This is a genomic window from Azospirillum brasilense (genome assembly GCF_022023855.1).
GTDB classification, from domain to species: Bacteria; Pseudomonadota; Alphaproteobacteria; order Azospirillales; family Azospirillaceae; genus Azospirillum; species Azospirillum brasilense_F.
This window is the reverse complement of the sequence record NZ_CP059449.1, coordinates 2,438,745-2,451,464: the sequence shown is the minus strand read 5'-3', so window position 1 is coordinate 2,451,464 and position 12,720 is coordinate 2,438,745. Positions and strand designations below refer to the sequence as shown.

Sequence of the window (12,720 nt, the reverse complement as noted above, 5' to 3'; positions counted from 1 at the left end):
CGCCGATGGGTTGGGGCCTCCGAATCGCGGCGGGGGCGTTGACCGTCCTCACCGCGGGCAGCGGGTTGGTGTTCTGGGGTGCCCTCCGTGTGATGGCCCCCGGACCGCTTGAGCACGCCGAGACGGTCGTCATTCCGCGTGGGAGTGGGCTGGAGGCCATTGCGCTGACTCTCGAAGATGCGGGGGTCGTCGAGTCTCCGATTCTCTTTCTGTTCGCTGCCAAGCTCCAGGGGCCGCTGAAGGCCGGCGAGTACGCGTTCCCGGCGGGCATCAGCGTCGATGGCGTGCTGGAGATGCTGCGCCAGGGCAAGACCGTGGTCCGCCGCTTTACGGTGCCGGAAGGGCTGACCTCCGCCCAGGTGGTGGCGCTGCTCGATGCCGAGCCGGCGCTGACCGGCGAGGTGAAGACGGTTCCGAAGAATGGGACCGTACTGCCTGAAACCTATCACTATTCCTACGGCGATTCGCGTTCGGCCCTGGTCGAGCGGATGCAGCACGCGATGACCCAGGCCCTGAACGACGCCTGGAAGAACCGTGGTCCGGACCTGCCTTACGAGACTCCGCAGCAGGCGCTGACCATGGCGTCCATCGTGGAGAAGGAAACCGGCGTGGCGGCTGAGCGCGCCAAGGTCGCAGGCGTCTTCGTAAACCGCCTGGAGACCGGCATGAAGCTCCAGTCGGATCCGACGGTGATCTACGCGCTGACCGATGGCAGCGGGGAGTTGGGGCGGGCCTTGACCCGTAATGACTGGAAATTCGAGTCGCCCTACAACACCTACGTCGCGGCAGGGCTCCCGCCGGGGCCGATCGCCAACCCGGGGCGGGCCTCCATCCAGGCGGCTTTGCACCCGGAAAAACACGACTTCCTGTATTTCGTCGCCGATGGCACCGGCGGGCATGTCTTTGCGAAGACTTTGCCGGATCACAATCGCAACGTGGCCAAATGGCGCGAGGTACAGCGCCGGCAGTCGGGCGGTGCGGGCAACGGGGACACGCCGCAGGATTAGCGGTCCCCTGTTCCCGAACGGGAGGCCGACCCGAACGCAACGCCCTTGGTCAGGCGGCGTTCGACGCCACCACTTCAAGGGCGACGACACCGCCCAGGGCGCCGTAGCTCTTGCGGGCGGCGCGCATCTTCTCCAGCGATTCCATGAGGCTTTCCTCGGCGAAACCCGGGGCGAGCTGCGCCAGTTCCTGTTCCGTCAAGGTGATGAAGGCGTCTAAAAGGCGCGCGTGGATGCGGCACGCCTGGCGGACTTCATCGGCGACCATCGGTGCTGGCATGGTAGGCTCCCAATCACGGAATAAAGAGAAACACGGTCCGTCCGTGCGTGGGAATTCTGTCGGGTTGTGGTTAATAGAGCATTAAATGCAATTCATCTTCCGGATAGGAAGAAGAGTTACCACTTCAGACGAAAATGACGAAATTTGGACGATTTCGATTTTGGTATGTGACAGAGATAAGCCGACTTTTGTGACTTTCGAATATTCGGCTTTGATCAATGTGGCTGCCTCTCGTCCGGCGTGGGCGAGAGACAGCCGGGAGATCAGCGGCGGATTTCCTTGTCCAGGTTCAGCTCGGCCTTAGCGCCCTGGATGCGCGCGCGGTAGACCAGCATGGCCTCCATGACCCGCTGGACGTAGTTGCGGGTTTCGTAGATCGGGATCAACTCCAGCCAGTCCACGGCGTCGATGGCTTCGCCGCGCGGGTCGCCGTAGGTGTCGATCCATTGGCGCACGCGGGTCGGGCCGGCGTTGTAGGCGGCGATGGCCATGATGTAGGAGCCGTTGAAGCGGTCGATCATGTCCGCCAGATAGGTCGAGCCGAGCCGCACATTGTAGTCCGGGTCGCTGATCAGCTTGGCGTTGTCGTGCTTGACGCCGAGCTTGCCGGCGACCAGCTGCGCCGTTCCGGGCATGAGCTGCATCAGGCCGCGCGCCCCAGCCGACGACACCACGCGGGTGTTGAAGGTGCTCTCCTGCCGGATGATGGCGTGCACCAGGGCGATTTCCGGAGCGGACGGACGGCTCTCGATCATCGGGTAGCCAGCCTCCACCAGGAACACGTCGTTCTGCGCGGCGTCCTTCGCGGCGGCGACGGCGAGGTCGCGGCGCCCGACCTCGCGGGCCAGCTTGGCGGCCAGCACGTAATCCGCCGGCTCCTTGGCGTCGAGGCTGATGCGGCGCAGGAAGGCGGTCACCCGCTCGTCGGTGTTGCCCTCGATCTCGGCCAGCAGTTTGGTCACGCGCACCACCTCCCGCCGCTCGAAGGCGGTGGCGTCGGCGTTGGACACGCGCGGTTCGGCGGGCAAGGCGATGCGCCCGTTCCCGGCGTGGCGGGCGGCAAGCTGGCCATAGAAGGTCGTCCCGTACTGGGCGGCCTTGGCGTACCAGTCCTTGGCCTGCGCCGTCTGGCCCAGCGCCTCGGCCGCGCGCCCGCACCAGTAGGCGCCGCGCGCCTTGCTGATCGGGGCGCCGACCGAGCGGTAGAGCTTGTGGAAGTGGTTGAAGGCGCTCGACGGATCGTCGAGGAAGCGCAGCGCCAGGAAGCCGGCGAGGAATTCCGCCTCCGCCGCACCGCTGCCCTCGGTCTGTCCATGAGCCGTCACCAGACGGTAGGCGAGGTTGTGGTCGCCGTTCACCATGGCGCGGCGGGCCAGGATGTGGCGCTCCGTCCACCAGGCCTGCGGACGGCCCATGTCCTTGGGCGCCTGGGCGATGATCTCCAGCGCCCCTGCGTCGTCGCCCTTGCGGCGGCGGTAACGGGCGCGGTCGAACAGCAGCCCGGGATCGTTGCGCAGGGAGGCGGGGACGCGGGCCAAGGCGGCGTCGGCGTTCTTGGCGTCGCCGTCCAGCGCGATCCGCGCCTCGATCAGCAGGTCGTAGGCTTCGTCGAAGAAGGGCAGCATGCGGCGCACCGCAGCTTCCTGACGCTCCCACAGCAGGCGGTCGATGCGCGCCTTGTGCTCCGGGGGGCGCAGGTGCGAGCGGTAACGGGCGAGGAACTGCTCCTCGTCAGCGGACGTGAAGTTCGCCTCCACCCAGCGGTCGCGCACCATCCGCACCGCCCGCTCGGCGTTGCCGGTCGCCAGCAGCGTGTCGGCATAGCGCATGAAGCCTTCGTTGGACAGCGGCGGGTACTGCTTGAACCAAGCCAGCACCCGGTCCTCGTCGAGGTCGATCGGCATCGCCTTTTCCGCCTGACGGCGAAGCTGCGCCTGGTTGGGTCAGTCACCGTTCTCGCGGATGAAGGAGGCGATCTCGTCGAAGCTGCCGCCGCCGGGAGTCGCCAGGGCCATCCAGCGGATCACTTTGGCCGGCAGCTTGTTGGAGGCTTGGGCGGCGATGCGCAGCGCCTCGTCGTGGCGGTCGTTGTCGGCTGCCTTGAAGGCCTGCCGGTAGACGGCGAGGTCCTGCGCCGTCAGGCTGGCCGCCCCGGCGGGCTGGGCCAGCACGATCAGCCCCAGCAGGGCGGCGGCGATGGCGGAACGGGTGGCATGTCGGATGATCATCCGGGCGCTCTTGCTCGGGGGAACGGGTGCGGCTAAGGTGCGCGACACTTTTCTTGAAGTCCGTCGGAGGTGGCAGGCATGTTGTACGGTTCCATCGTCGCTCTTTTGACCCCGTTTAAAAACGGGAAAGTGGACGAGGCCGCCTTCCAGTCCTTCGTCGAGTGGCAGGTTGCGCAGGGCACCCACGGTCTCGTGCCGTGCGGCACCACGGGCGAGTCGCCCACCCTCTCCCATGAGGAGCACAACCGGGTCGTCGAGCTGTGCATCGAGGCCGCGGGCGGGAAGGTTCCGGTCGTCGCCGGCACCGGGTCGAACTCCACCGAGGAGGCGATCTCGCTGACCCAGCATGCGAAGAAGGCCGGCGCCACCGCGGCGCTGGTGGTCACGCCCTATTACAACAAGCCGACGCAAGAAGGTCTGTACCAGCATTTCAAAGCGATCCATGACGCGGCGGATTTGCCGATCGTTATCTACAACATTCCCGGCCGCAGTGTCGTGGATATGTCGGTGGCAACGATGGCCCGCCTCGCCAAGCTGCCGAACATCATCGGCGTGAAGGACGCCACGGCGGATCTGGCCCGCCCGGTCCGCCTGCTGCAGGAGGTCGGTCCCGACTTCATCCAGCTCTCGGGCGAGGACGCGACGGCGCTGGCCTTCAACGCGCAGGGCGGCGTCGGCTGCATCTCGGTGACGGCCAACATCGCGCCGGCCCAGTGCGCCGCGATGCAGGACGCCTGGCGGAAGGGCGATCTCGCCACCGCCTACAAATACCGCGACCTGCTGACCCCGCTGCACGATTCCATGTTCGTGGAGACGAGCCCGGCCCCGGTGAAGTACGCCGCCAGCCTGCTCGGCAAGTCCTCGGACGAGGTTCGCCTGCCGCTGGTCGCTGCGTCGGAAAGCACGCGGACCACCGTCCGCGACGCGATGAAGAAGGCCGGGCTGCTGTCCTAAGGGACGGCAGCATCCTGCCCCAGGGAAGGAGGATACGTGGCCGCCCGCGAGCCCGAACCAAGGCGCATGGCGGCACAGAACCGCCGCGCACGCTTCGACTATTTCATCGAAGACACCCTGGAGGCCGGTCTGATCCTGACCGGCACCGAGGTGAAGTCGTTGCGCGGCGGCCGTGCCAGCATCAACGAGGCGTACGCCGGCCTCAAGAACGGGGAACTGTACCTGTTCAATGCCTACATTCCGGAATACGGGCAGGCGGGCCGTTGGCTTCAGCACGAGACCAAGCGTCCGCGCAAGATGCTGGTGCACCGCCGCGAGCTGAGCAAGCTCATGGGCGCCATCAAGCAGAAGGGAATCACGCTGATCCCGATGACCGTCTATTTCAACGACCGCGGCATTGCCAAGGTCGAGGTTGGCCTCGCCACTGGCAAGAAGAAGCATGACAAGCGCGAGTCCGAGAAGGAACGGTCGTGGCAGCGCGACAAGGCGCGCCTGATGCGCGACAAGGGTTGAAGAACCAGGGGATAAAGGGAAAGAGCTTGTGAGCCGATTGTCCAACCGCGCGACCGACCGCGATTCCACCGTGGCCGGTGTCGCCGCGGAGGCCCTGGCCGAGCGCCGCCCACAGGGACGAATCCTGGTGGCCGGCGACACCGACGGCGCCATGGAAGACGCCCTGGCCGACGGCGGGGCGGAGGTCGTCTCCTGGCACCGCCTGGGGCTGGACGGCAAGCCGGCCACGCCCTGGCCGGCGGACGGCGCTTTCGACGGCGCGGTTCTGCGCCTGCCGCGCGGCTGGGCCGCCTTTGAGATGGCGCTTCACGCTCTGGCCGCCCGCTTGCCGGCGGGGGCGCCGCTGTGGATCGCCGGCAGCAACGACGAGGGCATCACCTCCGCGCCGAAGCGCTTCGACGGGCTGGCCGAAGGCGTGGAGACGCTGACCATCAAGCGCCGCGCCCGCCTGCTGGAAACCCGCCGGACCAACGATTCGGCCAAGGGAAATCTGGAGGATTGGCGGGAGACCGTCGCCCTGCCGCTGCCGGGGCGTGACGGCGCGCTCGATCTGGTGTCCTACCCCGGCCTGTTCGCCCATGGCCGTCTCGACAGCGGCACGGAATGCCTGCTCCAGGTCCTGCCGGAAATCGCGGCGGGCACCGCCGTCCTGGACTTCGGCTGCGGCGCCGGGGTGATCGCCCGGGCGGTGCGGGAGCGCACGCCGGACGCCCGGCTGACCCTGCTGGATATCGATGCGGTGGCTCTGCACGCCGCCCGCCAGAACGTGCCGGACGCGGAATGCGTGCTGAGCGACGGGCTGGCTGGGCTCGGTGCGCGGGAACGCTTCGGGCTGATCGTCTCGAACCCGCCGCTCCACCGCGGCAAGGATGAGGATTTCGGGATGCTGGAGGCCCTGGTCGCCGGCACCAAGCAGTATCTGAAGCTGCGCGGTTCGCTGGTCGCGGTGACCCAGCGGACGGCGGGCGTCGGCAAGCTGTTCAAGACGGCCTTCGGCCACGCCGATCTGCTGCTGGAAACGCCGCAGTTCCAGGTGTGGAAGGGCACGCCAAAGTAATCAGCGACCATCGCCACGCAGGTCGGACGGGTTCGCGCCCGTAACGGCCCGAACCCGTCGGGCGAAGTGGGAGCGGGAGGTGTAGCCAACGGCCTCCGCCACTTCCTGCACAGACAGCCCGTCGCTTTCCAGCAACCGACGGGCGTGAGCGACACGCTCCTCCGTCAGGATGCGCCGTACGGAGGCGTCTTCATCGGCAAGGCGTCGGCGCAAGGTCCCCGTGCTGAGACCCATCTCGACAGCGACGCTCCTGGCTGTCCAAGGCTGGTCGGGATAGGCGCGGACCAATTGGCGGACCGCGTCGGCCGTGCCACCAGGCACTCCGTGCCCGAGCCACCACACACAGTCGTCCAGAAGGGCCAGCAGGACTTCCATGCAGCGGTGCTCGACGAGGCGTGGGCTGAGCGTGGCACCCACGGCCAAGCCGGCGGCGGCATGCTCCACCGCGCTGGCCAGAGCGGGGGTCAGGGCCACGCGGAAGTCGCGCGGATGCTGCCGGGTGCCAACCCGTGCGGTGGGATGTGCGTCGAGAAGCCGCCGGACCATGTCCCCTGGGAACTCCAGGATCAATGCACGGTAATGCCCGGTCGCCACGCTCGGGGCGTTCACTACCGTGCCGATCCAACCGGGCGGCAGAAGCATCGCCGAACCCTTCGGAAAATGGTGGGTGCCGCGGGTGTCGGTGACCTCCTTGGCACCGTCGATCACCACGATCAAGGCCGTGCGTTCTATGCGGACGTCCGTGATGCGTTCGCGGTCGCGCGCCACGAACGCCCACAGTTCGGGACGGTGCGGGCGATCGCCGGAGTCCGGTCGGAGGTCGCGGGCGGCGTAGCGGGACAATGCAGGAAGGAGGTCCGGTGTCATGGCGGCGTCCAGTCTAGGAGGCGCCGGGACGCGCGGGCAAGGTCCGCAGCGCCCCATCTGCACGCTCATCGACCGTAACGCGCGGTCAGCGTGGCCTTTTCCAGGCGGTTGGCGTTCAGTAGAAAGCCGACCATGGCGCCCGACGAGTTCGCGTCGAGCGGAAGACTGTCCGTCTTCAATGCGTGGACGGTGAAGACGTAGCGGTGCGGTGTGTCGCCGACTGGCGGACAGGCACCGCCGTAGCCCGGCGTACCGAAGTCGGTGCGGCTTTGCAACGCTCCGGCCGGAAGCAATCCCGTGTCCGGATTTCCAGCCCCGGCCGAGAGCCGCAGGGTGGTGGCGGGAAGGTTAAAGACGATCCAATGCCACCAGCCGCTGCCTGTCGGCGCATCGGGGTCGTAGGCGGTGACAGCGAAGCTGCGCGTGCCGGCCGGTGCGTCCTTCCAGGCCAACGCTGGCGAGAGATTTTCCCCTGTGCAGCCGAAGCCGGCGAAGACATGCCGCTCGCCCAGAGGCGCCCCGTCCTTGATGTCGGGGCTGGTCAGCTCAAAAGCGGTGGCCGGGGCGGCGCCTATGGCAAGGATGGCGGCGAGCAGGAGAGCGGAACGATTGTGCATGGGGAAACTCCATCGGTCGGCGATGGTCACATGCTATAAAAGCGTCCGCACACCCGTGCGCCCGAACAGCTCAAAGACGAGCCCGAACGGCTCAGCCTTCCCTCAACCGCCGCGCCGCGTCCACGGCGCCGTAGGTCAGGATGGCGTCGCAGCCAGCGCGCTTGAAGCCGGTCAGGGTCTCCAGCAGCGCACTGTCGTAGTCCAGCCAGCCGTTCTGCGCGGCGGCGCGCAGCATCGCGTATTCGCCGGATACGTGATAGGCGAAGGTCGGGACGGCAAAGGTGTCCTTCACCCGGCGGATGATGTCCAGATAGGGCAGGCCCGGCTTCACCATCACCATGTCCGCCCCTTCCTGCAGGTCGAGGGCGACCTCGTGCAGGGCCTCGTCGGTGTTGGCGGGGTTCATTTGGTAGGTCTTCTTATCGCCCTTCAGGAAGCCGCCGGAATTCACCGCATCTCGGAACGGGCCGTAGAAGGCCGAAGCGTATTTGGCGGCGTAGGAGCAGAGCCGAACCAGCTCATGCCCATGGCTGTCCAGACGGTCGCGGATCAGGCCGATGCGGCCATCCATCATGTCCGACGGGGCGACGATGTCCACGCCGGCGTCGGCCTGCGACAGCGCCTGCCGGGCCAGCACTTCGACCGTCTCGTCGTTCTGGATGTAACCGTCGCGCATCAGCCCGTCGTGGCCGTGGCTGGTATAGGGGTCCAGCGCCACGTCGCCCAGGATGCCGACGTGCGGCACCGCGGCCTTCAGCGCGCGGATGGCGCGGTTCATCAGGTTGTCGGGGCGGTAGGCCTCCGCCGCGTCCTCCGACTTGCCTTCGGCGCCGACGACCGGGAACAGGGCGACGCAGGGGATGCCGAGGTCGCCGGCCGCGGCCACCGCCTCGGTCAGCAGGTCGATGGTCAGCCGCTCCACGCCGGGCATGGAGGCCACGGGCACCCGCTGATTCTGCCCCTCGATGACGAAGACCGGCCAGATCAGGTCGTCCACGGTCAGGCGGTTTTCGGCGACGAGGCGGCGGGTCCAGGCGTCGGCGCGGTTGCGGCGCAGCCGGGTGCGCGGGAAGGACGCCGGGGACCGGAAATGCGAAGCGGACATGCGGGGGACCTGATGTGCTCTTAAAACTTGCGGCGCGATCCTACGCCGCATGGGCGCCGTGACTCAAGCCGCACCGCTCACAGGTCTGAATCCCGAGTCCTGCATCTCCATGACCCAGCGGTGTCCGTCCTTGCGCCACTGGGAGACGAGGCCGCCGGTGAAGGCCGCCCCCTCCCAGGATCGCACCTCGAAGGTGACGCGCGGCGGTTCGATGGCGATGAGGTTGTAGGCGTTGGCCTCGTTGCGCAGGCGCGTGGAGGTCGCGGTGGAGGCCTGGGCGACCAGGATGGAGCGCGCCACCTGGGTGTGGTGGGTCATGATGTCGCCGGAATAGGCGCGGTGCAGATGCCCGGCCAGCAGCAGGTCCACACCGCAGCTTTCCAGCGCCGGCAGGGCCAGCTTGTGCCGCCCGACCAGCTTCGTCTTCGGCGCGTCGGGCGGCGGCAGGAAGGGGTGGTGGGTGAACAGCACCTTGAAGACGGTGTCCGGCACCTCACAGAACACCTCGCGCACGCGCTTGATCTGCGCCTTGTTCATGCGCCCCTCGGAAAAGTCGGTGATGACCGAGCGCGCCGTGTTGATCCCCAGCACGGCGATTTCCGAATCGATGTGGAAGGGGCTGAGGTCGGTGGTGATGTAGCGCTTGTAGTTGCCGAACGGGTCGAGGAATCGGCGCACCACGTTGTAGACCGGGATGTCGTGGTTGCCCGGCACGACCAAATAGGGGAAGGGCAGCTTTTCCAGGAAGGCCCGCGCCTCCAGAAAATGGCGGGCCTTGGCGCGCTGGACCAGATCGCCGGAGATGACGATGAGGTCGGGCTGCGCCACCGTCAGGTCGGCCAGCAGGCCGTCGACCACCAGCGGGTCGATCCGCCCGAAATGCAGATCCGAGATGTGGGCGAGCTTCTTCACGACACCTCCCCGGCAGTCATTCCCGTCACGCGCCGTCCGCCGTGCCGTCGCCTTCGGGCGCCGCCTTGGGCAGCAGGACCTTCAGCGCCTTGGGACGAATGCGGTAGTTCAGCGGCGGTTCCATCTGCAGGATTTCACCGTCGTTGACCATCTTCAGCCGCCGCCGGCGGCTGTGCACCGTCAGTTGCGTGGCCGTCAGCGTTTCCAACTCTTCATCCTGCTGCCAAGTTCCGAGCATGGTGCGGCCCATCAGCCGCAGCAGCCCCCAGGGGTCGCGCTGCCGCGCCACATAGACGCCGAGCTTGCCGGAATCGAGACGGTCGCGGCGTAGGAGCATGCTGCCCGCCTCGCCGTCGAAGGGGTTGTTGGAGACCACCAGAATCGGGGTGCGCACCCGGCGCGGACCGTCGCCCCAGTCGATCCGCACGTCGAGCAGGGGCAGACGGCGGAAGGTGCGGACCATGGCGAGCGCCATCGCCGGCCATTTCAAAAGTCGGTGCCGCTTGCGCTTCTCTTCGCGCTCCTGCACCACCTGGGGATAAAAGCCGAGGACGGAGCTGTTCAGATAGACCTCGCCGTTCACCTCCGCCACGTCGATGCTGCTCACCTCGCCGGCGGCCAGGGCCTCATACGCTTCGTCGAGGTCGAGGGGGGTCTTCAGGTCGCGCGCCAGCAGGTTCATGGTGCCGAGCGGCAGGATGCCAAGGATCTTGCCCGTGGGCAGGATCATGTTAACCGCGGTGTGGATGGTCCCGTCGCCGCCGCCGACGATCACCAGCTCCGCGTCGGAGTCGATCGCCTTGCGGATTTCCGAGGCGCAGTCGGACGGCTCCACCGCGGTCAGCGACACTTCCGCCCCATGCCGCTCGAAGGCGCTGCGGATCGCCGCTACCGTGTCGTCGATCGGCTGTCCGGCCAGCGTTCCCGCGGACCGGTTGAGGATGATGGCCGTCTTGCGGCCCGGTCCCTCCCGACGTGACGCTTGCGCTGCTGAGGCTGCCATCATGGAACTGTCCCGCTCATGACTGTGGGTGCGGCAACGGCTGAGGCCGGGGCGGTGTTCCGCGACGCTGCGCTGCGAAACCGCGGTTTGACACGCCGCCCGCCGCCCGTATCATCGCCCGAAACCGATCAATTCGCCCCACAAACGAACAAATGGAAACGACCGGAACCATGAGCGACCCTGCCGAGATCCAGTTCGCCGAGATCCTGTTCGAACGCCGCGGCTCCATCGGGCTGGTGACACTGAACCGCCCGAAGGCGCTGAACGCCCTGACGCTGGGCATGATCCGCCTGTTCGATTCGCAGCTGCGCGCCTGGATCGCCGATCCGGAGATCAAGGCCATCGTCGTGCAGGGTGCGGGGGAGAAGGCCTTCTGCGCTGGCGGCGACGTGGTGAACCTGTACGAGACGGGCAAGGCCGCCAAGGCCGGGCAGGACGACGGCGCGTCCATCCGCGCCTTCTTCAGCGAGGAGTACGTCCTCAACCGCCTGATTCACACCTGCCCGAAGCCCTATGTTGCGCTGATTGATGGCATCAGCATGGGCGGCGGCGTCGGCCTGTCGGTGCACGGCTCCCACCGGATCGTGACCGAGCGGACGATGTTCGCCATGCCGGAGACGGGCATCGGGCTCTATCCGGACGTCGGCGGCACCTATTTCCTGCCGCGCTTGCCGGGACAGGTCGGCATCTGGCTGGGCCTGACCGGCGACCGTCTGAAGGCGGCGGACATGATCGAGGTCGGCGCCGCCGACGCCTTCGTGCCCAGCGCCAAGCTGGAGTCCCTGATCGCCGAGCTGGCCGACGGCGTGCCGGCCGACGAGGCGGTTGCGCGCCATCGCGAGGAAGCCGGCGAACCGCCGGTCGCCGCCAACCGCGCGGCCATCGACCGCTGCTACGCCCATGATGGCGTGGAGGCCATCGTCGCCGCCCTGGAGGTCGAAGGCACTGACTGGGCCGCCGGCCAACTCGCCACGCTGAAGCGGGTATCGCCGACCAGCCTGAAGGTGACGCTGGAGGCGTTGCGCCGCGGCGCCAAGCTGGACTTCGACGGCTGCATGATCCAGGAGCTTCGCCTCAGCCTCGCCTTCCTCGCCCGCCACGATGTCTATGAAGGCATCCGCGCGGCGCTGGTCGACAAGGACCGGAATCCGCGCTGGTCGCCCGCTTCTCTGAGCGAAGTGACGGCTGAAGAGGTGGCCGGTTACTTCGCCGAACCCGTCGGCGGGGATTTGCGCTTTACCGAATGAAGAGGACCGCTCCCCTTTATTGCACTCTGAACGTGCACGGATGCGGGCACATTCCGCGCGTTTCTGCGTTAGTATCGGGGAAATCCTTGCGGGACTTGTCTCAAACCTGACCGTTGTTGTTGCCTGACGGTGGTTGTCGGGGGTCGGATGGGACGGGTCGGCTTGCTGCCCGGTTCGCCGGGTGGGAACGCCGCCGGGGTGCCTGGATTCCAGGCACCTCCTGGCACGCGACGGGGCTTGGCACGGCAGGACGGGGGTATTCCGCAGGGCCAGGCTGTTCTACAACCCGGGCTGTGCTTTTGGGGCATTATTGAGGTGATTGCCGGACAATGATCGGTTAATCTCCCCTTAAGGACCCCGGAAAGGCCACAGGTCGGCCCATGTCCGGTAAGAGCCAAAGGAGACCGCGGTGCGCAAACCCTATTATGAAAGCATCCTCTTGATCGAACGGCTTCACCGCCACTTTCTCGAGGTGCTGAAGACCGAGCTTGACCGGCTCGGTATCCAGGACATCAACAACGTCCAGAGCCTGATCCTGTACAACATCGGCGAAGACGAGATGACCGTCGGTGAACTGACGGCGCGCGGCTATTATCTCGGCTCCAACGTGTCCTACAACGTGAAGAAGATGGTCGAGAACGGCTATCTCGGGCAGGAGCGTTCGCCGCACGACCGCCGGTCGGTGCGCGTCCGCCTGTCGGAGAAGGGACTCGATCTCCGCGAGAAGATCAGCCGCATGTTCGAGCGCCACCTGACGGCGCTGGAGAAGGCCGGCTTCAGCGACGAGGAGCTGGTCAAGGCGAACGAGACCCTGCGCAAGCTCGAACGCTTCTGGTCCGCGTCGCTCGACTACAGCGGCTTTCCGCTGACCTCGGCGGCCTGATCCGGGTCCGCCTGAGTCGTATCGGTACTGCGGTTTCCGGCTCCTGCGTC

Annotated in this window: 14 protein-coding genes; 6 read left to right on the top strand and 8 right to left on the bottom strand. The window is 67.0% G+C overall.

Annotated features, from left to right (window positions below; genetic code table 11):
• Positions 1 to 5 precede the first annotated feature (5 nt).
• Positions 6 to 1,007, top strand: a complete 1,002-nt coding sequence (gene mltG, locus H1Q64_RS11650) for an endolytic transglycosylase MltG (protein ID WP_174450399.1) — start codon at positions 6 to 8, stop codon at positions 1,005 to 1,007.
• A gap of 49 nt (positions 1,008 to 1,056) precedes the next feature.
• Here the strand turns inward: mltG and H1Q64_RS11645 are convergent, their stop codons facing one another.
• From H1Q64_RS11645 to H1Q64_RS11635, 3 genes are all read right to left on the bottom strand, one after another.
• On the bottom strand, positions 1,057 to 1,284 hold the full coding sequence (locus H1Q64_RS11645; RefSeq protein WP_149165813.1) for a hypothetical protein: 228 nt from the start codon (positions 1,282 to 1,284) through the stop codon (positions 1,057 to 1,059).
• A gap of 263 nt (positions 1,285 to 1,547) precedes the next feature.
• A complete protein-coding gene (locus H1Q64_RS11640; RefSeq protein WP_237903623.1) occupies positions 1,548 to 3,188 on the bottom strand; it encodes a lytic transglycosylase domain-containing protein in 1,641 nt (546 codons plus the stop codon).
• A 39-nt stretch (positions 3,189 to 3,227) separates the two neighbouring features.
• Entirely contained in the window at positions 3,228 to 3,512 is a 285-nt protein-coding gene (locus tag H1Q64_RS11635; protein ID WP_237903622.1) for a hypothetical protein, read from the bottom strand.
• A gap of 78 nt (positions 3,513 to 3,590) precedes the next feature.
• On the opposite strand from H1Q64_RS11635, the gene dapA reads away from it, so the two are divergent.
• The 3 genes from dapA to H1Q64_RS11620 all read left to right on the top strand — a co-directional run bounded on the left by dapA (position 3,591) and on the right by H1Q64_RS11620 (position 6,036).
• Positions 3,591 to 4,466, top strand: coding sequence for a 4-hydroxy-tetrahydrodipicolinate synthase (gene dapA / locus H1Q64_RS11630; protein WP_094302149.1), 876 nt, complete (start codon positions 3,591 to 3,593; stop codon positions 4,464 to 4,466).
• A 66-nt stretch (positions 4,467 to 4,532) separates the two neighbouring features.
• A complete protein-coding gene (smpB, locus tag H1Q64_RS11625) occupies positions 4,533 to 4,979 on the top strand; it encodes an SsrA-binding protein SmpB (protein ID WP_035673712.1) in 447 nt (148 codons plus the stop codon).
• 28 nt (positions 4,980 to 5,007) lie between these two features.
• Positions 5,008 to 6,036 carry a methyltransferase gene (locus tag H1Q64_RS11620; protein ID WP_237903621.1) on the top strand — a complete coding sequence of 343 codons (1,029 nt, stop codon included), beginning with the start codon at positions 5,008 to 5,010 and terminating at the stop codon, positions 6,034 to 6,036.
• On the opposite strand, the gene H1Q64_RS11615 is transcribed toward H1Q64_RS11620, so the two are convergent.
• The 5 genes from H1Q64_RS11615 to H1Q64_RS11595 form a co-directional block, all read right to left on the bottom strand.
• Complete coding sequence (locus H1Q64_RS11615; protein ID WP_237903620.1) at positions 6,037 to 6,903, bottom strand: helix-turn-helix transcriptional regulator; 867 nt, start codon at positions 6,901 to 6,903, stop codon at positions 6,037 to 6,039.
• A 65-nt stretch (positions 6,904 to 6,968) separates the two neighbouring features.
• On the bottom strand, positions 6,969 to 7,520 hold the full coding sequence (locus tag H1Q64_RS11610; RefSeq protein WP_137114532.1) for a YbhB/YbcL family Raf kinase inhibitor-like protein: 552 nt from the start codon (positions 7,518 to 7,520) through the stop codon (positions 6,969 to 6,971).
• Between the two features lie 91 nt (positions 7,521 to 7,611).
• On the bottom strand, positions 7,612 to 8,625 hold the full coding sequence (gene hemB, locus H1Q64_RS11605) for a porphobilinogen synthase (protein WP_237903619.1): 1,014 nt from the start codon (positions 8,623 to 8,625) through the stop codon (positions 7,612 to 7,614).
• 63 nt (positions 8,626 to 8,688) lie between these two features.
• The gene (locus H1Q64_RS11600; protein WP_237903618.1) at positions 8,689 to 9,537 is read right to left on the bottom strand and encodes a metallophosphoesterase family protein; all 849 of its coding nucleotides are present in this window, start codon (positions 9,535 to 9,537) and stop codon (positions 8,689 to 8,691) included.
• A 25-nt stretch (positions 9,538 to 9,562) separates the two neighbouring features.
• Positions 9,563 to 10,543 (bottom strand): diacylglycerol/lipid kinase family protein, encoded by a 981-nt coding sequence (locus H1Q64_RS11595; protein WP_237903617.1) that lies wholly within the window; start codon positions 10,541 to 10,543, stop codon positions 9,563 to 9,565.
• A 167-nt stretch (positions 10,544 to 10,710) separates the two neighbouring features.
• Between H1Q64_RS11595 and H1Q64_RS11590 the strand changes: the two genes are divergently transcribed.
• Positions 10,711 to 11,787: an enoyl-CoA hydratase/isomerase family protein gene (locus H1Q64_RS11590; protein WP_237903616.1), complete on the top strand. Its 1,077-nt coding sequence runs from the start codon at positions 10,711 to 10,713 to the stop codon at positions 11,785 to 11,787.
• Between the two features lie 409 nt (positions 11,788 to 12,196).
• Positions 12,197 to 12,670, top strand: a complete 474-nt coding sequence (locus H1Q64_RS11585; RefSeq protein ID WP_014240398.1) for a MarR family winged helix-turn-helix transcriptional regulator — start codon at positions 12,197 to 12,199, stop codon at positions 12,668 to 12,670.
• Positions 12,671 to 12,720: the final 50 nt, after the last annotated feature.

What these genes read in the sequence shown, in the direction of transcription:
- mltG (WP_174450399.1), top strand. Translation starts at nt 6, where the DNA reads ATGGGTTGGGGCCTCCGAATCGCGGCGGGGGCGTTGACCGTCCTCACC.
- H1Q64_RS11645 (WP_149165813.1), bottom strand. Translation starts at nt 1,284, where the DNA reads ATGCCAGCACCGATGGTCGCCGATGAAGTCCGCCAGGCGTGCCGCATC.
- H1Q64_RS11640 (WP_237903623.1), bottom strand. Translation starts at nt 3,188, where the DNA reads ATGCCGATCGACCTCGACGAGGACCGGGTGCTGGCTTGGTTCAAGCAG.
- H1Q64_RS11635 (WP_237903622.1), bottom strand. Translation starts at nt 3,512, where the DNA reads ATGATCATCCGACATGCCACCCGTTCCGCCATCGCCGCCGCCCTGCTG.
- dapA (WP_094302149.1), top strand. Translation starts at nt 3,591, where the DNA reads ATGTTGTACGGTTCCATCGTCGCTCTTTTGACCCCGTTTAAAAACGGG.
- smpB (WP_035673712.1), top strand. Translation starts at nt 4,533, where the DNA reads ATGGCGGCACAGAACCGCCGCGCACGCTTCGACTATTTCATCGAAGAC.
- H1Q64_RS11615 (WP_237903620.1), bottom strand. Translation starts at nt 6,903, where the DNA reads ATGACACCGGACCTCCTTCCTGCATTGTCCCGCTACGCCGCCCGCGAC.
- H1Q64_RS11610 (WP_137114532.1), bottom strand. Translation starts at nt 7,520, where the DNA reads ATGCACAATCGTTCCGCTCTCCTGCTCGCCGCCATCCTTGCCATAGGC.
- hemB (WP_237903619.1), bottom strand. Translation starts at nt 8,625, where the DNA reads ATGTCCGCTTCGCATTTCCGGTCCCCGGCGTCCTTCCCGCGCACCCGG.
- H1Q64_RS11595 (WP_237903617.1), bottom strand. Translation starts at nt 10,543, where the DNA reads ATGATGGCAGCCTCAGCAGCGCAAGCGTCACGTCGGGAGGGACCGGGC.
- H1Q64_RS11590 (WP_237903616.1), top strand. Translation starts at nt 10,711, where the DNA reads ATGAGCGACCCTGCCGAGATCCAGTTCGCCGAGATCCTGTTCGAACGC.